This window comes from Acinetobacter sp. ANC 3903 (genome assembly GCF_002135315.1).
In the GTDB taxonomy this organism is placed as follows: Bacteria; Pseudomonadota; Gammaproteobacteria; order Pseudomonadales; family Moraxellaceae; genus Acinetobacter.
Map to the genome: position 1 here is coordinate 80,004 of NZ_NEGA01000013.1, position 18,369 is coordinate 98,372.

The window sequence follows — 18,369 nt, forward strand, 5'->3', positions numbered from 1 at the left end:
ATCATCCGGCATTTTGTCGGATGGGGATTAGACAATCATCAAACTGTTTTTCTTCTGCATCAACTCGACAATTTCATCGGTTTCAAAACCAAAACGCCAATACAACAGTTCCAGAACATCCAGCTCATCTTGGGTAATAATACGATCATTCCACAAACATAATTCTGCAATGCCTAAAATACTCAGACGGTCACGCAGTAGTAAACCCGCAATATCATTCAGAATTTCGGCCAAATCAATCGGCTCATCCGAAATTTCGGCATACATTTCCAGTTCTTTTACAGTTAATACCCGTTTGAGAATTTTTTCACGCACATCAAGCTGATTCTGGCTATTAATTTGCTGCACATGTAATAAGGCATCAATCAAACGCACAATATGCGGTTTCACCTCATCCAGAGACGTTGGAGTATGAATAGGTAAAAGATTCAATTCATGTTTCACATATTCAAGCAATAAAGCATCCAATAAACCAATTTCACCATCTTCCTGAATAATTCGCGCCAGTTTCATTAAAAACTGGCGTGCAATGGTCGCTGGCATAGAGCCAATATTTTTACATGCCTCGCGAAAGATCGAGATATGCACCCGGCCATCCAGATGCAGCAATGAATCGACTATGGCACGACTGACTTCTGCTTCAGCAGGAATAAATTCACGGTACTGACGAATCATTAAAATCGCCACCATCACTTCGCGCGAACCCGTAGCAGTCTGCAATGCACGCTGGATTAATTCAGGACGTTGCATATTGTTTCGAATTTCTGGATTTAAGGGTTTAATGGCATCCTTCAGGGCAAAACTGATTGGTGACAGGCGCAGCAAGGGCAAGGGTTGCGGGGAGCTCCAGGGTATATAGACTTCACTGTTCAACTCCTCAAGTGAACGGAACAAACTAAATAGGGGCTGATTGCGTAATTTCTTCAAATTTTCAAGCTGTAAATCCTGCACCAGGCCAGGATTCAACTCATAAATACGTTGATCAATACGCGGATGAATATTCATCCAGTTTTGTGGGCCTAAAGAATTGGCAAAACACATATGTGAAATGGATTCTGCATATTCGCTATGAATTTGTGATCCTGAATGATGTACATGAATTCTCAATAAGGTTTGGACATTGGCATCATTTTGAATCAGACGTCTGGTTTTTTGATCATTCTTAAAAGTGCGGCTACCGAGTGAAATATATTTAATAAAACGGGTAATCAAAACCCCTAAACTTCCAACCAACCAGATCAGCCCACCCATAGCCACAAAGAAAGTCGCAAGTTTATGCCTATATGCCTGACCATGCTTGGTAAAGCCCAATTTGGCAATTTTACTGCCCCACTGGCTCAAAGTCGTCAGGCTGCTGTAAAGAATTTTTAGACGGGTATTTTCGGCTGTTTCACCCGATAAAATTTTATTGAATTCATGACTTAACAGACCATACAACTCTAATTCATCCAGATTCTGCAAAGCACCCCAGGTTAAAATGATCACAATATCACGTGGATAAAATCCGGCTGTAAGTGCATTTACTCCGACTTCATCAGGCAATACATATACCGTAGGTGTATCAATTAAAAAGGTTTCAGCCAGCTGTTCAGTAATTTTAAGCGCTATACTTTCTTCAGGAATACTTTCGATTAAGTTTAAACGACGAGCCCCCATCTGTTTCGCCAGTGAATGTCCACCAGAACGAAAAACATAAAACTCATACCCTATAGAAACAGCCATCACACTCAGTAATAAAGCGATCAAATAAGGACTTAACACATGCCAGAAGATGGATTGAGTTTGATCAAAATAGAAAACATTCAACCCCAAAATGGTATTTAAAATAAATAATGTAAGCAACACCGCAAGTACACAGATACTTGCAGACCAAATCATATTTTTGTTTTGAATAAAAGAATAACCCGCACTCTTCAATGTAAAGTTCCTTTATTACATTGTATTTATCTACTCATCATAAATTAAAAAAGCGGGAATTTCCCGCTTTTCATCGCATGCAAGAAGAATTTATTCTTCTTTCACGCCAGTCAAGTCCACTGATGCCGCATCGATATTAACATCAATATAGCCGTCTTGAGCTTTTTTCGCAGAATCGTTACGCTTATTCTCAAGATTATCGAGATAAGCTGCATCAATACCACCTGCCACATACACACCATCAAACACCGAACAGTCAAATTCCTGCAATGCCGGTACTTTACTGGTACGTACTGCGCCTTTCAAATCTTCCAGATCTTGGAAAATTAAACGGTCAGCACCAATAATTTCACGAATTTCTTCAACGCTACGGTTTGAAGCAATCAATTCCGCTTTTGCCGGCATATCAATACCGTACACGTTTGGATATTTCACCATCGGTGCAGCTGAAGCAAAGAATACTTTTTTCGCGCCAGCATCACGTGCCATTTGAATAATTTCGTTACAGGTGGTACCGCGTACAATCGAGTCATCTACCAGTAAAACGTTTTTGCCTTTAAACTCAAGCTCAACCGGGTTAAGTTTTTGACGTACTGATTTTTCACGTTGCTGCTGACCCGGCATAATAAAGGTACGTCCGATATAACGGTTTTTCACAAAACCTTCACGGAATTTAACACCTAAGCTATTTGCCAGTTCCAAAGCGGAAGTACGCGAAGTATCTGGAATTGGAATCACCACATCGATGTCGTGCTCCTCACCCCATTCACGGATAATTTTATTGGCCAGCTTTTCGCCCATCTTCAAACGTGCTTTATAGACTGAAATGCCATCGATGATTGCATCTGGACGTGCGAAATAGACATATTCGAAGATACAAGGACGATATTCAGGATCAGCAGCACATTGCTTGCTGAACAATTCACCTTCTGAAGTAATCAAGATTGCTTCACCCGGTTCAATATCACGCTCAACCTTAAAGCCTAAAGCGGTAATCGCTACAGACTCGGAAGCAATGATATATTCCATGCCTTTTTCAGTTTCACGCGAACCATAGATCAATGGACGAATACCATTTGGATCACGGAAGCCGACCAAACCATGCCCAGTGATCATTGCCACAACCCCATAAGCACCCTTGCAACGCTCATGTACACGTGACACTACATCAAAGATATCTTCCGGTGAAGGATTCAACTTGCCGTTCTTGTGCATTTCATGTGCAAAAACGTTTAGCAGTACTTCAGAATCCGAATCGGTATTCATATGACGAAGATCTGTTTTAAACAAATCTTCATGAATCTCTTCAGCATTGGTCAAATTACCGTTATGCGCCAAGGTAATACCATAAGGCGAGTTCACATAAAATGGCTGTGCTTCGGCACTGCTTGAAGAACCTGCTGTTGGATAACGCACATGACCAATACCGTAATTCCCTAGCAGTGCACGCATGTGACGTGTATGAAAGACGTCTCGTACCATACCGTTGTCTTTACGTAGGAACAAACGCCCTTCATGACAAGTTACTATCCCGGCTGCATCCTGACCACGATGCTGTAACATCGTTAATGCATCAAACAACATTTGGTTAACAGGTGACTTACCAGCTATACCAACTACTCCACACATAGCAACCTCGCAAACAAGCTAGGATTAATAAAAAGGATTATTTGTTGATTCATCTGTACGCGCTGCATGCTTTTGCGTTTTATCAGATGATGAGTCGGAAGATGTCGGCGCACCTTCATCGGACTTGATATGAGCAAGTGCCCCTTGCGCCGCTTCTTTAGAAAGTTCAGTCGCCCAGGGTGCATAAGGAATAAGGAGTTGTACAAATTTAGACTGTTTCCAATGCGGGGAGCTTTCTACCCAGGGGCCAATGCCCTGCATGGTAATCAGTACAATCATTAAACCTTTTAAAGAGCCAAAAGCACCGCCTGCCAGTCTATTCAGAGGACCAAGCTTCAGACTCTTTAATATCTTGTTGAGAAATGCGGTAATAATCCAGGTTAATACCACCATGACCAAGACAATAAATGCAAAAGCTGCAATTTTTTGTACTACTGGATCTGCACTGAGTGAGACCATCGAAGGTGCCAGGATAGTTGCATATTTTGCACCGATGACCAGTGCAAAAATCCATCCTACCAAGTTCGCAAAGGCTGAAACCAATCCTTTTCGCAAACCGTTTAGCCCTCCAATGAGCAAAATAATCAGTACGAAGATATCCAGTGTATTCATGGCGTTTTTAAAGCATCAACACAATCTTTTACCAAGCCTGGACCTGTATATATGAGGCCACTATAAATTTGTACAAGGTTAGCGCCTGCTTCCTGTTTCGCAACCGCCTGTTCACCCGACAAAATACCACCCACTCCAATCAATGGAACTTGACCTTTCAGTGCTTTAGCAAAAGCTGCCAGACAAGCAGTACTTTTTTCAAATACCGGAGCACCGGACAAGCCGCCTGCTTCATCACCATGCTTGAGATTTTCTACCCCTTCACGAGACAAGGTAGTATTGGTCACAATCAAACCATCAATTTTAAACTGGATGAGTTGTTTGGCAATAAACTCGATATCTTCGGCAGTCAGATCTGGTGCAACTTTAAGAACCAAAGGTACATAATGCTGATGTTCTTCAGCCAGTTCAAGCTGACGTTTTCTTAAGGTTTGCAACAATTCGGTCAGTGCATCGCCACTTTGCAGGCTACGCAAATTTTTGGTATTCGGTGATGAAATATTGACAGTAATATACGAAGCGTAGTTGTAGACTTTTTCAAGACAGATCAGATAGTCATCCACTGCATTTTCAACTGGCGTATCAGCATTTTTACCAATATTAATGCCTAAAATGCCTTTGAATTTTGCTGCTTTGACATTTTCAACCAGCTTGTCTACCCCATCATTATTAAACCCCATACGGTTAATAATGGCTTTGGCTTCAGGTAAACGGAATAAACGGGGATGCGGATTGCCCGATTGAGGACGTGGCGTAATGGTTCCAATTTCAATAAAACCAAAACCCAGTCCAGCCAGGGCATCAATATAAGCGCCATTTTTGTCTAAACCGGCTGCCAAACCTACCGGATTGGGAAATTCGATTCCCATACAGGTCACAGGTTTGGACGCTACGTTTTGACGCATCATGCCCATGCGATGAGCTGATTTCAATAACGATAATGTTAGCTCATGTGCACGCTCTGGTGCTAAAGAAAACAACAAAGGGCGGGCAAGAGAATACAACATATCTATAAAAGTCTACTGCTTTTTAAGTCGCCATATTATAGGCATAGCCTGTACAAAACACCATGCTTAGCAGATCTTTATTTTTACCCATTATTGCACTGTCGCTGTTAATTTAATCTGTCCTGCTTCTGAAATTAATTCTATTTTTTCAAGGCTTAGACCCATCTGCGTCAATTGGGTTAAAAAATTGGCCAGAATCGCATAATTTTCATGCACTGCCACAATCTGAATTTGCTCACCTGCTTGTTGCGATGCCACAGATAATCCCTGCTGCTGGGCAACACGCTGCACTTTATCTGCCGCAGTTAACTGCAAATCATCTGCAGGTTTCATGGTCACCGCATTGCTTTGCATCCACACCATCATGTCTTTTAAATCATTGACCCGATTCTGCTGTTTATTCGCGGCAGCATGCATATACCAAAGCGCTGAACCAATGGCCGCAACCACAACAAAAATAGTGGTAAAGATCACCATATAACGTTCACGTACAGACAGCCGATCCAGATAATCAGTGATTCTTTCAATGGACTGATCAATCGAGTTTTGCAGTTTTTCTGAGGTATTCATTATTGTATTTTCACCAATCCCATTACACCCGCACCGTTCGGCTGAATATTACCCAATTCTGCCTTAAAGCCTTGCTGATTCAGCTGCTGGATTAAATTTTGCAGCACAGTAGATGAATTTGCTTTCAATTCCATGTTTAAAGCTGAAGCCTCATAATGGACACGATTAGCCACAATCTGGTTTTGCATGAGCACCGGGCCAATACGACTGAGTAACTGCAAGGCTTGAGTATTGGCGCTTTTATTCAAGCGCACATGACTTTCAAACTGGCTTTTTAAATTCTGTTCGGTAACACGGCTACTCTGCCCAAACCAGTATTTATACTGATCAACAGCTTGCACTGCAGTCTGGTCTGCCACCTTTTTATATTTATACCAACGGGTTACATCATAGCCAAACTGAACCACTAAAGCAGCAACCAATACCGCAGCACACGCTTTCCAATAGCCTGATACACCCGTGCTATTTTTGGCTTTAGGTAGAATATTAAAAGGATGATGTTGTGCTTTTTTTAATAAGGGCACGGCATAATCAAAAGTTTCAATCTGTTCATGCGTCACCATGGCTTCAAGGCTTTGCATTTGTTCAGCAGTAAAATTACTGATTTTATAAGATTGACCTTGCGGCTGATAATCTAAAAACAGTGCCAAATCATCTACCGAATTTCCCATAAATTCACTTTCACGCACCAGCAAGTGCCCAGACAGGTTGGCAATGATAATTTGCCCCACTTCTGGAACCGGCAAAATGAGAAAATCAGGCAATAAGGAAATAACTTTAACCGGAATCAGGTTCAAAGCATGTTGCAAGGTTTCAACGGTACTCTGTGCCATACCCAAAATGATTAATTGATCTGGATTTTGAAAATGATGTAATACTTTCATGGAATCGATGGGTAAAACCACAAATTCTTCTAATAAATATTTGACCCCATCCGCACCCAATTTCTTGTATTGAGGCTTAGCCAGACTCTGTTGCAGCATTTGCACATCGCGACTCGGGAAAAAAACTACCGCTTCTTGCCCATGATAGCCTTGAGTATCTTGAATCAACTGTTCAAGACTAGTGGCCTGAGACCAGCTTTCTCCAGTCGACCATTGCCAAACCCCATTGGCTTCAGGCATCCATAAATACAACATTAATGTTTTTCTGCCGTTTTAATTAATATTTTATGCGTTTGGAATAAAACTTTTTAACTGGGTTGATAACCCAGTTGCAATGACTGCTTGCTCATATATCCGCGCTTCAGCCAAAGCATACGGATGAAAAGGTTCTGCTGTCAACAATGACGAAATATGTGCTACTACATTCATATGACACACCACCACAATGGATTCATAAGGCAACTGTGACAACCAGTCCACTGCCAGTTTTGCATCGTCATCGGGTTTGATTTTATTGCACACCACGACTGGCACATCAGGAAAATAATGTTGCAGATGGGCCAAGGTTTCTTGCGCACGCAATAAAGGACTGACCACAAAGGCATCAGGCCGGATGATATCCTTTAAATATTCTGCGGTGAGTTGAGCCTGCGTATGTCCACGCTCGGTTAAAGGACGCTTGTCATCATTGCCATGCAGCGCTGGAGCAGCTTCACCATGACGGACTAAGGTAAGTTGCATAAAATTTCCTTATTTTCGAATATGCAGCAATTATAACCAAGCTTTATGAAGGTAATAATCTTATTAAAAAATTACACTTCATTATGCGGCAAAACAAATTCCACATCACTACGATGCCCATTTTTCATGAGTGAAAGTGCGATGCTTAAAGGTGGAGCCCCTTCAAAAATCACATCATATAAAGCACTGGTAATGGGCATATACACATCCAATTCTTCCGAGCGGCTGCGTACCTGAATAATGGTATTAATCCCTTCAGCGGTTTGACCCAATTCTTTAGTGGCCTGTTCCAAAGTCTTACCCGAACCTAAAGCAAAACCCACCTGATAGTTACGGCTGAGCGGACTACTACAGGTGGCAAACAAGTCACCCACGCCAGACAATCCCAGGAATGTCAGCGGGTTTGCGCCCAGTTTCACCGCGAAACGGCTCATTTCTGCCAGTGCGCGGGTCAGAATCATGCTCTTGGTGTTTTCACCCACCTTATAAGCAGCAGCCATACCCATGGCAACAGCATAGATATTTTTTAACGCCCCGCCCAATTCCACACCATGCACATCATCGCTACCAAAAACCCGGAACAATGCGCTATGCAACGCTTGCTGTACCGCATAACGCACCAGTTCCGATTGGCTGGCGATAACCGTTCCTGCCGGTTGTCCAGCCATGATTTCCTTAGCCAGATTCGGTCCGGAAAGCACGCCATACGGAACCTGAGGCAATTCCTCACGAATAATATCGCTCATAAAATGGAAGGTTTTAGCTTCAATGCCTTTGGTTAAGGAAATGACAGCCTGCGAAGTAATAAAAGGCTTGATTTGTTGGAGTACATCTCGAAAAGAATGACTCGGAATAGCCACTAAAATAATGTCACGATTACAAACAGCCGTTTCCAAATCTGACACTGCCTTTAAGCCCGACTCCAAAACAAAATCGGGTAAATAGCGTTTATTGACATGGGTTTGGTTAATTTCTGCTGCTGCCGCTTCATCACGAATCCAGATCATGGTGTCGCAACCATTACGTACCGCAGTATTGGCCATAGCAGTACCAAAACTACCACCACCCAATACTGTTACACGCAAAGCCGTTTTTTGATCGATTGCAACCGGTTCAACAAGATGTGAAAATTTCAACTCTGACATTATTTTTATATCTCAACTCATGATTCAATACAGTTACTTATTCCAGTAACTGACATAGTTTTGTGTATCCACTGCTGTACGCGCTGGAATCGCTTTCGCCGCGGTTCCAATATAAATAATTCCAGAAATTAAATCATCTTCCGCCAGCCCCAGGTTTCGCTTGAATAATCGCGATTCAACCACTGCCCCGCTTCGCCACATGGTTGAAAAGCCCTGAACTTGCAAAGATAGCAAAAAGTTTTCGATTGCCGCACCTGAACTTAAGGTTTGTTCAAAATTAGGCACTTTGGGATGTGGCTGAAACTGGGTTAATGCCAAAACCAGCAGCGGTGCACGAAATGGATGATGCTTAACACGATCCAACTGAGCCGGATCGGTTTCACCCATATCTGCCAGAGCTTTAGAAAGCAACTCACCAAAAGCTTCACGCTGATCACTCGGGATCACCACAAAACGGGTAGGCTTTAAACGGTGATGATCTGGTGCAGTCAAAGCCGCCTGAAAGGCTTTCTCCAGTTGCTGCGCATTCGGTGCAGGCTCAACCAAATGCCCAATCGACTGACGTTGATGAATATTTTGATGAACCGTGTCTACCGCTGAATCCGTCATTGACTTTGATATCTGTGTACTAAATATTTCATCAAGATTAGCATAATCTTGTTTAGATACTCTAGAGCGTTGAGTGAATGTCTACTCCACAATAGCTAACTTAACCAACTTTCAGTCACAGAGAGTTCATATAAAGCTGCATATTTCATACAAGTCCTTCAAAAATCATTCAAAAAATCATGTTCAAATAATTCAAACTCTTTTTAAAACAATCCCAGGGGAAAAAGATGAAACAAGTTTTTGCACTCGCTTCTGTTGCCGTTGCTGTCGCCTTAACTGCCTGTACATCCAATCCAACCACATCGTTAGCGATTCAAAAAGAAAATAATCAATATGAAGTGACGGGTATCGGTAAAAGCAGTTTAATTTCTAAAAATAATGCGATTACTGCAGCCAATAATGCGTGTGGTAAAAAAGCCATGCCTGTTATCGTGAATGAAAAAACTGAATACAACGGTGCCTTAAAAGGTGTAGTAGATGAAAAAACCGGACAAATGATTCAGGCTGCAACCAGTGTACTTGGTACCCTGGCCGGTAAAAGCGGCAGTCTGGCACGCGATGAAGACTATCAAACCGTACTGACATTTAGCTGTCGAGCAAAATAATTTCCCTTTAAATATTGCCTATTTCATTTTATGAATCAGATGAGATATCTAAAGTATTCAAGTAAAAAGCCGCTTATTTAAGCGGCTTTTTGTTTAACATATTATTTATATGCTGAGATCAATATCTTAAAACTAGCAATAACCTTCCAAACGGGTTAAAGGTAATTTCTGGCCAATGGCCTTTTCAATTTCCGGAAGATAGAATGCATCATCTTCAGATAGGAAACTGATACTCACGCCACTGGTTCCCGCACGACCGGTACGGCCAATACGATGGACATAGTCATCCGACTGTTCAGGTAGGGTAAAGTTAATCACATGCGACACGCCATCCACATGGATTCCACGACCTGCAACATCTGTCGCGATCATAATATTATGTTGACCATTCTTGAACTGATCCAGCATTTTCAAGCGCTTGTCCTGTGCAATTTCACCAGACAGCATCACCACTTTATAACCGTCTTTTTTCAGGTGATCATAAAGTTTGCGCACCTGATCACGACGATTGGCAAAGATCATGACTTTTTCAATTGGTTCATCACGTAAGATTTCTTGCAACAACTTATATTTATCTGTTTTAGCAACCATATAAACGCGTTGCTCTACATCGGCATTGGTTTTCTTTTCTGGCTCAATTTCTACAGTCACCGGTTCAAACAACCACTGCTGCGCCAGGTTCAACACATCATAGCTAAAAGTTGCAGAGAACATTAATGTTTGACGTTGTTCTTTACGCGGAGAAAAACGCACAATACGTTTTACCGATGGAATAAAGCCCATATCCAGTAAACGGTCTGCTTCATCAATCACCAAAAATTCAATCTGGTCCAGCCAGACTTCTTTTTGTTCAACGAAATCAATTAAACGGCCTGGAGTCGCCACAATAATATCGACAAAATTTTTATCCAGCTGTGCTTTCTGCTTATCAAAATCTACTCCACCCAGCAAAGTCACCAGATGCAAATCGGTAAATTTGGTAAGCTCCTTGGCATCACTTTCAATCTGTAAAGCCAGCTCACGTGTAGGTGCAAGAATCAATGCACGCGCTTCACCACGAAAACGCTGTTGTTTGATCGGATTATTCAGCAAATCATTAATCACGCTGACCAGAAAAGCCGCTGTTTTTCCCGTACCGGTTTGTGCACGACCAATGGCATCATGTCCAGCCAAAGTGAATTTTAAAACCTTTTCCTGAATAGGTGTCATTTCTTTGAAACCTAAAGCATCAATTGCCTGTTTCAGTTTCGGATGTAAATTTAAGGTTTCAAAACCAGATGACATATAAATGTGCTCTAACTTAATGATCAGGAAAAATAGGAGTCTATTATAAACAAAAACGCCCCAAATTACATTGGGGCGTTCTCATGAATAATCAGGCGATTAGTCTAAAGGTTGTACTTCTTCAGCTTGGAAGCCTTTTTGACCTTTAACTACGCTGAATTCAACACGTTGGCCGTCACGAAGTGAACGGTGACCGTCACCTTGGATAGCGCGGAAATGAACAAATACGTCGTCGCCGCCGTTACGTTGAATAAAGCCGAAGCCTTTAGTGTCGTTGAACCATTTAACTACGCCTTGTTCACGAGCTGTCATAAGTTAATCCTCATTGTATTTAATTAAAGGACCACCCGGTGTTGCAAACAGCAGAGTAAACAAGGTTTAAAAATAATTATTATTTCTAAGCTTGTAATCATTCTGTATTACTATTAACAAAATCCCGGTTACATCCATTGCAATATTCATTTTAAGACACCTGAAATAGTGTCATTAATTTTGAATACGCGACGAGCTTAACACGGGTTTATAACAATTCATACTGTTTTTTTTGATTAATCTTCTTTTTGATTCCGCTTCTTTTTTACTAATTATTTCCTTATTTTAGATAAGTATATTTATGTTTAAGTTATATAATTTTATTGGGCTTTGGCACCAAATTTGCTAATATTTATTTAATGTTAATCAGATATAGAATGTGATGAATGATCTAGCCAATTCAGCAATAATTATTGATGCAATGGGTAAGCCTTGCCCCATGCCATTATTGATGCTTAAGCGAGCGATCAATAACAAATCAGGCGGCATATTTTTACTCAAATCTTCAGATCCGCATAGTCAGCAAGATGTAAGCCGTTATTGCCAGATACATCAGATGAGTTGCCAAATGAGCAAAATTTCTGATTCTGAGTATCACTACTTAATTGAATCTTAATTATTTTCAATTAAACTAGAACGTTTCAAATGTGCATAAAAAATTACATTTTTCTACCCAAAGTTCCTAATTTCACGGAAATATTGGATTAAGATAAATTTATTAAGATGGTTATGTCATCCAACTCTCAAGGAGAACACATGAGTGACAGCAGCAATCAATTGATGCCCCTGTCATTATCGGCACCAGGGGTAAATCTCGGTGCTTATATAAGTACTGTCAATCAGATTCCTATTTTGACGGCTGAACAAGAAAAAGAGTTAGCCGAACGCTATTATTATGACCAAGATTTAGATGCCGCAAAAATGCTGGTAATGTCGCATTTGCGTTTTGTGGTACATATTGCGCGTAGTTACGCAGGCTATGGTTTACCACAAGGCGATCTGATTCAAGAAGGCAACTTAGGGTTGATGAAAGCAGTTAAACGCTTTGACCCGAATATGGGTGTGCGTTTGGTGTCTTTTGCCGTGCATTGGATTAAAGCTGAAATTCATGAATACGTAATCCGTAACTGGCGTATTGTTAAAATTGCCACCACCAAGGCGCAACGTAAATTATTCTTCAATCTACGTAGCCTAAAAAAATCCAGTAAAAAATTAACCCTGGATGAAGCACAATCCATTGCCAATGACTTGAATGTGACACCTGAACAGGTGCTGGAAATGGAAGGCCGTCTAACCGCTTATGATGCTGCCTTTGAAGCACAAGGCGATGACGATGATGAAGGCTCGACCCATGTCGCTCCAGCCTTATATCTGGAAGATAACCGTTACGATCCGGCACGTTTGGCTGAGGAAGAAGACTACGAGGAACAGAGTACTTCTGCCCTGCATGATGCCATGGATCAGCTGGATGACCGTTCACGCAACATTTTACAGCGTCGCTGGTTAGATGATGAAAAATCAACACTACATGAGCTGGCTGCTGAATATAACGTATCTGCCGAGCGTATTCGTCAATTAGAAAAAAATGCCATGGAAAAAATTAAGGTCGCCATGTCATCTAATTAAGTCTTCCAACTAAGTGACCGAACCAATTTTATGATATTTTGAAAAAAAGGGCTGCGTGCTCTTTTTTCATATATAGGCTGCAGGAATGTTGCTTTTTGCCTTTCGTGCAAGTGTCAGAATATGCTAAGTTATGCGCAAATTTACTCAGGTAGTCATTGCTTATGTGGATTGCAATTTCAGCCCTCAATTTAGCTTTTGCTGTCATGCTGGGTGCTTTCGGTGCCCATGGTTTAAAAACACGTGCAACTGAAGCTCAATTGGCATGGTGGCATACCGCAACTGATTATTTTTTCTATCATGCACTTGGACTTTTGGCGCTTGCCATTTTAGCCAGAGTACTTCCCCAGCTTCCCATTAAAGCAAGTTTTATACTGATACAGGTCGGTATTCTCTTTTTCTGTGGCTCACTCTATGTCATGGCATTGGGCCTACCCCGCTTTTTAGGTGCCATTACCCCGATTGGCGGTGCTTTGATGATTGCAGGCTGGCTGGTATTGGCGTGGAATGCCTTTAAATACGTGAAATAAAATTAAAGGGAAAATAGAGATGCAGATTTATTTAAATGGCGAAGCAAAAAATACCACATGCACCAATTTATTAGAACTAATTCAAGAGCTTGAACTTGAAGGAAAACGCTTTGCTGTAGAACAGAATGAAATGATCATTTCCAAAAGCAAATTGGCACAGACTCCGATTTGCGCTGAAGATCATATTGAAATTATTCATGCCGTCGGTGGCGGTTAATCGGAGCTCCCATGGAAGACACCCCGCTTATAATTGGTTCTCGTACATTTAATTCACGTTTATTGGTCGGTACAGGTAAATATAAAGATTTAACTGAAACTGACCTGGCTATTCAGGCCAGCGGCGCAGAGATCGTCACGGTTGCCATCCGTCGGGTCAATATTGGCCAGCATCCTGATCAGCCGAATTTGCTTTCTGTCGTTCCACCAGAAAAATACACCATTCTGCCTAATACAGCAGGTTGTTTTGATGCCAACAGCGCAGTACGCACTTGTATGCTGGCACGTGAACTGCTGGATGGACACAACTTGGTGAAACTGGAAGTACTGGGCGATGAAAAAACCCTTTATCCAAATGTCACTGAAACCTTAAAAGCAGCGCGTACCTTAATTGATGATGGCTTTGAGGTTATGGTGTATACATCAGATGACCCGATTATTGCCCAAGAATTAGAAAGCATGGGCTGTGTAGCCATTATGCCTTTAGGTAGCCTTATTGGTTCAGGGCTGGGCATTTTAAATCCGCACACCATTTCGATTATTAAGGAAAATGCCAAAGTTCCGGTACTGGTCGATGCTGGTGTAGGTACTGCCAGTGATGCAGCGATTGCAATGGAACTCGGCTGTGACGGTGTACTGATGAATACCGCCATTGCAGCTGCACAAAACCCGGTTTTAATGGCATCTGCGATGAAAAAAGCCGTAGAAGCCGGACGTGAAGCATTCCTTGCAGGCCGCATGCCACGTAAACGCATGGCCAATGCCAGCTCGCCTGAAACCGGTTATTTCTTTAAATAAAGTTAAAAATCTGAAAAAGGACTCAAATGAGTCCTTTTTTTATATTTCAAAATGTACCCTAAGCACTTAAACCCTTTTGCATAATCCGGATTTTTACATTCAGCACATCATCTTTAACTTGCTGCTGATAGGCTTGCATATGCGGTGTCTGTAAATGTGCATTCAAATGTTCAACACTTTCCCAATGTTCCAACATGGTAATTGAATCAGGTATTTTCGTCTGATAATGAACATCCGATTCATGATCGATCAGTAATTGATAACCGTGACAGCCCTCTTCCTGCAAAACAACAGGTGTTATTTTCCTAAAGGCGTTTAGTACTTTTTCACGATGTTCAGTGCCTGGGCGAAGCTGAATATCTGCAATAATAGTCAACATGGTTTATTCCTTAAACAAGCGATCAATTAGGCAAAGATATTCATAAGATGTTGACGATAGTCATGTTCGTACTGAGCGACATTGGGCATTTTAATCACATCATTCACAATGAAAGTATCTAAACCTTTCATCCCCAAAAATTGATTGGCTTTATGAAATGGCAGATAAACACCATCCACCCCAACACCATGAAAAAATTGCTCAGGGTCATTAAAAGCTTCGATAGGTGCATTCCAGGTTAAGGACAACATATACTTTTTATCGTGAATAAGGCCACCGGAACCATATTTCTTCGATGCATCCGAACGCGATCGACCATCGCTGGCATATAAGATGCCATGCCCTTCGGTAAAAATATCATCCATATATTTTTTTACTGTCCATGGTGCACCCATCCACCATCCTGGCATTTGGTAAATAATGACATCTGCCCATACATATTTTTGAATTTCTTCCTGAATTTCATAGTCGCTATCTGCACGTGAAATTTTAACGCGATGACCCAGTTCACTCAGCACAGCATTTGCCAACCCAGTTAAAGTGTCATTTAACTCGCCATTCGAGTGTGCAAACTGCTTGGCACCATTCACAATCAGGATATTACTCATTCATTCGCCTTGAATCATATATTTTCATAAGGCCAATATACTCAAATATTTTATTGATAAAAATTCATGAATTTGCAAAATACTATTGATAAAAAATCAATAATATCATTCTCAAATCCTTTTACTTCTAACACGTTTTAAAACCAAAAAAGAAAAAAGCACCCTTAGGTGCTTTTTCAAGTCAATGCAAATATTAAGGGATAAGGCCTTCATCTCGCATGGCAATCTGTACCGATTGGCGTTCTGCCACTTTATTACGCAAAGCAATAATATTCTTATACGGCATTAAGTCATGTTCGATACCATTCGACCAGTTGGTTAATACGAATAGATATGCATCTGCCGGGCCAAAGTTATCATCGACCAGATAATCGTTATCTGACTCGCCAATTGCTTTATCGATATAAGTCAATAAACGGTCGATTTCGGCGTAGGCTTTTTCTTTTGCTTCTTTTTCCAAGGGAGTACCAAAGAAAACCGCATAAGCATCATGTAATTCTGAGTTTAAATATCCCAACCATTCTAGAACTTTGGCACGCCCAAGCCCGGATGGTGGAATCAAATCTTGTTTAGGGTCGTGCTGAGCAAGGAAAGGTAAAATGGCAACATTTTCAGTAAGGATCAAACCTGGATTAATTTCTAAAGCCGGAACATAACCTTTAGGGTTAATTTCGTAATAATCTGTGCCTTTTTCAGTTTTATGTGTTTTTAAATCAACGCGCTCCAAGTCAAAATCAACATTAATTTCATTTAAAATAATGTGGGATGCCAAAGAACATGCACCTGGAGAATAATAAAGCTTCATACCTGATCCTTGTTATATATCTATTTACTGTTTTAAATTGCTTCTAACAAACTTTCAAGTGATCAAACCAGTAAATTGCAAAAAAGCGTAAATGTATAAAAATCCCTTACCTTTTGAATATTGTATAAATCACGCATATTTTCAATTAAAACTGTTATGCATTTTTTATTAAACTTGTTTTAACATACGCATCTTTAAAATTTGTGAAAGCAATTAGTGTGATTAACCTGAAAAAAGAACAATGGTTTTCCAATATCCGTACTGATGTATTGGCCGGTTTGGTGGTCGGTTTAGCCTTAATTCCCGAATCCATCGCTTTTTCAGCTATCGCTGGGGTTGATCCGCAGGTAGGCTTATACGCCTCTTTCTGTATAGCAGTATCAATTGCATTTTTTGGTGGTCGTCCTGCGATGATCTCTGCTGCCACGGGTGCCATGGCTTTGCTGATGATTACCTTGGTAAAAGATCATGGGCTGCAATATTTACTGGCGGCCACAATTTTAACCGGGATCATTCAGGTGATTGCAGCCTATTTTAAAGTGGCAAAACTGATGCGTTTTGTTTCACAGTCTGTCGTCTATGGTTTTTTGAATGCCCTCGCCATTTTGATTTTTGCTGCACAGCTGCCTGAAATCGGCAAAATGGATAGCTTAGGCTATTTATTTATGGCGCTTGGCCTTGGCATTATTTATCTGTTTCCTTATTTGCCCAAAATTGGCAAAGCCATTCCTTCACCTTTAATCTGTATTGTAGTGCTGAGTAGTTTAGCTGTTTTACTGGGTGCCAACATGCGTAGCGTCGGTGATTTAGGACAATTCCCTGATACTTTGCCGATCTTTTTGATTCCAGAAATTCCGCTGAACTTCGAAACGCTGCAAATCATCTTCCCTTATTCCATCACTCTTGCCACAGTCGGTTTACTGGAAACCATGATGACTACAACGGTGATTAATGAAGTAACTGAAGCTGACCGTCATCAGGAATGTCGCGGTCAAGGGATTGCCAATATTGTCAGTGGTTTTATGGGCGGTATGGCCGGTTGTGCCATGATTGGTCAGTCGATTATTAACGTGTCTTCTGGTGCACGTACCCGTCTGTCGACTTTGGTGGCTGGTGTATTCTTGCTCTGCCTGGTCGTTTTCTTAAAAGACTGGCTGGCTTATGTGCCGATGGCGGCATTGGTGGCCATTATGGTGATGGTAGCCTTGACCACTTTCCAATGGGGTTCAGTGAAACAGTTCCGCCAGCATCCTGTGTCATTTAATGTGGTGATGATTGCTGTGGTGATTGTGGTACTGGCAACGCATAACCTGGCTTTAGGCGTATTGACTGGTGTGTTACTGTCTGCGCTGTTCATTATCAACAAGCTTGAAAGGGAAGTGAAAGTACAATCAAGCCTGCATAATAATCAACGCCACTATGTAATTAGCGGTCAAATCTTCTTTAGCAGTTCAGAAAAATTCTTCCAGTTTTTTGACTTTCAAGAGCAGATTGATCAAGTCACCATTGATCTGACGCATGCGCATATTTGGGATATTACTTCGGTGAATATGCTGAATGCCGTGGTACAGAAGTTTGAAGCTAAAGGCATACAAACCACTTTGACGGGTTTAAATGAAGCCAGCAGTACCTTGATTGACCGTGTCAGTTCTTAAGTTATAAATTTGAACTGAATCTGAGAGATAAAGCAGTCCATTCAGACTGCTTTTATTTTGAATTTTAAGTACTTAAATAAAATATCCGGCTTGATAAAGTCATATTATTAAAGATAAATCTGTTATATTGACTATTAAATAAACAGTAATTTTAAAGCGCTTTGGCGCTTTGATATCAATGTCTGCCTTTATTTGAGGGAATACGTGATTTTTTAATGGGGAACCTCTGAAATGCAATGCATCTTCAGCCGAAATACATTTAATGTATTCTAACCTGAATCGCGGATAAGAAATTAACTTGAAAAAAAGGTGGCTGAAAACCATTAGGGAGTTACCACACCTCCTACGCCTTCAGCCACCATGTTCGATTTTACATATTTCTTCTGCATGATCGATGACTTTTTTCAAAAATTCGAAGCAACCTATTTGCAATTCTTAAA

General features: G+C 41.1%; 21 protein-coding genes. 7 read left to right on the forward strand and 14 right to left on the reverse strand.

Going from position 1 to position 18,369, the window contains the following annotated elements; all coding sequences use genetic code 11:
- Positions 1-27 precede the first annotated feature (27 nt).
- The 9 genes from B9T29_RS11370 to B9T29_RS11410 form a co-directional block, all read right to left on the reverse strand.
- Complete coding sequence (locus B9T29_RS11370) at positions 28-1,878, reverse strand: M48 family metalloprotease (protein WP_416202488.1); 1,851 nt, start codon at positions 1,876-1,878, stop codon at positions 28-30.
- Between the two features lie 129 nt (positions 1,879-2,007).
- The gene (gene purF, locus B9T29_RS11375) at positions 2,008-3,546 is read right to left on the reverse strand and encodes an amidophosphoribosyltransferase (protein ID WP_086176038.1); all 1,539 of its coding nucleotides are present in this window, start codon (positions 3,544-3,546) and stop codon (positions 2,008-2,010) included.
- A 24-nt stretch (positions 3,547-3,570) separates the two neighbouring features.
- Positions 3,571-4,158, reverse strand: a complete 588-nt coding sequence (locus B9T29_RS11380; RefSeq protein WP_086176039.1) for a CvpA family protein — start codon at positions 4,156-4,158, stop codon at positions 3,571-3,573.
- Positions 4,155-5,165 carry a quinone-dependent dihydroorotate dehydrogenase gene (locus B9T29_RS11385; RefSeq protein ID WP_086176040.1) on the reverse strand — a complete coding sequence of 337 codons (1,011 nt, stop codon included), beginning with the start codon at positions 5,163-5,165 and terminating at the stop codon, positions 4,155-4,157. The genes B9T29_RS11380 and B9T29_RS11385 overlap by 4 nt, the downstream gene beginning before the upstream one ends.
- A gap of 90 nt (positions 5,166-5,255) precedes the next feature.
- The gene (gene gspM / locus B9T29_RS11390) at positions 5,256-5,735 is read right to left on the reverse strand and encodes a type II secretion system protein GspM (protein ID WP_086176041.1); all 480 of its coding nucleotides are present in this window, start codon (positions 5,733-5,735) and stop codon (positions 5,256-5,258) included.
- On the reverse strand, positions 5,735-6,874 hold the full coding sequence (gspL, locus tag B9T29_RS11395; RefSeq protein WP_086176042.1) for a type II secretion system protein GspL: 1,140 nt from the start codon (positions 6,872-6,874) through the stop codon (positions 5,735-5,737). The genes gspM and gspL overlap by 1 nt, the downstream gene beginning before the upstream one ends.
- Before the next feature lie 30 nt (positions 6,875-6,904).
- A complete protein-coding gene (locus B9T29_RS11400; protein ID WP_086176043.1) occupies positions 6,905-7,360 on the reverse strand; it encodes a SixA phosphatase family protein in 456 nt (151 codons plus the stop codon).
- Positions 7,361-7,431: 71 nt separating this feature from the next.
- Complete coding sequence (locus B9T29_RS11405) at positions 7,432-8,505, reverse strand: NAD(P)H-dependent glycerol-3-phosphate dehydrogenase (protein WP_086176044.1); 1,074 nt, start codon at positions 8,503-8,505, stop codon at positions 7,432-7,434.
- 33 nt (positions 8,506-8,538) lie between these two features.
- Positions 8,539-9,114, reverse strand: coding sequence for a nitroreductase (locus tag B9T29_RS11410; protein ID WP_086176045.1), 576 nt, complete (start codon positions 9,112-9,114; stop codon positions 8,539-8,541).
- 227 nt (positions 9,115-9,341) lie between these two features.
- Between B9T29_RS11410 and B9T29_RS11415 the strand changes: the two genes are divergently transcribed.
- The gene (locus B9T29_RS11415; RefSeq protein ID WP_086176046.1) at positions 9,342-9,719 is read left to right on the forward strand and encodes a hypothetical protein; all 378 of its coding nucleotides are present in this window, start codon (positions 9,342-9,344) and stop codon (positions 9,717-9,719) included.
- A gap of 132 nt (positions 9,720-9,851) precedes the next feature.
- Here the strand turns inward: B9T29_RS11415 and rhlB are convergent, their stop codons facing one another.
- Together rhlB and B9T29_RS11425 are read right to left on the reverse strand one after the other, a co-directional pair.
- A complete protein-coding gene (gene rhlB / locus B9T29_RS11420) occupies positions 9,852-11,003 on the reverse strand; it encodes an ATP-dependent RNA helicase RhlB (protein WP_086176047.1) in 1,152 nt (383 codons plus the stop codon).
- Between the two features lie 99 nt (positions 11,004-11,102).
- The gene (locus B9T29_RS11425; RefSeq protein WP_004648643.1) at positions 11,103-11,315 is read right to left on the reverse strand and encodes a cold-shock protein; all 213 of its coding nucleotides are present in this window, start codon (positions 11,313-11,315) and stop codon (positions 11,103-11,105) included.
- Positions 11,316-11,697: 382 nt separating this feature from the next.
- Here B9T29_RS11425 and B9T29_RS11430 point away from each other — a divergent pair, with 382 nt between their 5' ends.
- From B9T29_RS11430 to B9T29_RS11450, 5 genes are all read left to right on the forward strand, one after another.
- Positions 11,698-11,931: a sulfurtransferase TusA family protein gene (locus B9T29_RS11430; protein WP_086176048.1), complete on the forward strand. Its 234-nt coding sequence runs from the start codon at positions 11,698-11,700 to the stop codon at positions 11,929-11,931.
- 140 nt (positions 11,932-12,071) lie between these two features.
- On the forward strand, positions 12,072-12,941 hold the full coding sequence (rpoH, locus tag B9T29_RS11435) for an RNA polymerase sigma factor RpoH (protein WP_086176049.1): 870 nt from the start codon (positions 12,072-12,074) through the stop codon (positions 12,939-12,941).
- A gap of 161 nt (positions 12,942-13,102) precedes the next feature.
- Positions 13,103-13,468 carry a DUF423 domain-containing protein gene (locus B9T29_RS11440; RefSeq protein ID WP_086176050.1) on the forward strand — a complete coding sequence of 122 codons (366 nt, stop codon included), beginning with the start codon at positions 13,103-13,105 and terminating at the stop codon, positions 13,466-13,468.
- 19 nt (positions 13,469-13,487) lie between these two features.
- The gene (gene thiS, locus B9T29_RS11445; RefSeq protein WP_086176051.1) at positions 13,488-13,685 is read left to right on the forward strand and encodes a sulfur carrier protein ThiS; all 198 of its coding nucleotides are present in this window, start codon (positions 13,488-13,490) and stop codon (positions 13,683-13,685) included.
- A gap of 11 nt (positions 13,686-13,696) precedes the next feature.
- Entirely contained in the window at positions 13,697-14,482 is a 786-nt protein-coding gene (locus B9T29_RS11450) for a thiazole synthase (RefSeq protein ID WP_086176052.1), read from the forward strand.
- Between the two features lie 58 nt (positions 14,483-14,540).
- On the opposite strand, the gene B9T29_RS11455 is transcribed toward B9T29_RS11450, so the two are convergent.
- The 3 genes from B9T29_RS11455 to B9T29_RS11465 all read right to left on the reverse strand — a co-directional run bounded on the left by B9T29_RS11455 (position 14,541) and on the right by B9T29_RS11465 (position 16,274).
- Positions 14,541-14,861, reverse strand: a complete 321-nt coding sequence (locus tag B9T29_RS11455) for a putative quinol monooxygenase (RefSeq protein WP_086176053.1) — start codon at positions 14,859-14,861, stop codon at positions 14,541-14,543.
- 26 nt (positions 14,862-14,887) lie between these two features.
- Positions 14,888-15,469, reverse strand: a complete 582-nt coding sequence (locus B9T29_RS11460) for an NAD(P)H-dependent oxidoreductase (RefSeq protein ID WP_086176054.1) — start codon at positions 15,467-15,469, stop codon at positions 14,888-14,890.
- 193 nt (positions 15,470-15,662) lie between these two features.
- Positions 15,663-16,274, reverse strand: coding sequence for a glutathione binding-like protein (locus B9T29_RS11465; RefSeq protein WP_086176055.1), 612 nt, complete (start codon positions 16,272-16,274; stop codon positions 15,663-15,665).
- 218 nt (positions 16,275-16,492) lie between these two features.
- On the opposite strand from B9T29_RS11465, the gene B9T29_RS11470 reads away from it, so the two are divergent.
- A complete protein-coding gene (locus B9T29_RS11470) occupies positions 16,493-17,929 on the forward strand; it encodes a SulP family inorganic anion transporter (RefSeq protein ID WP_086176056.1) in 1,437 nt (478 codons plus the stop codon).
- Positions 17,930-18,369 lie beyond the last annotated feature (440 nt).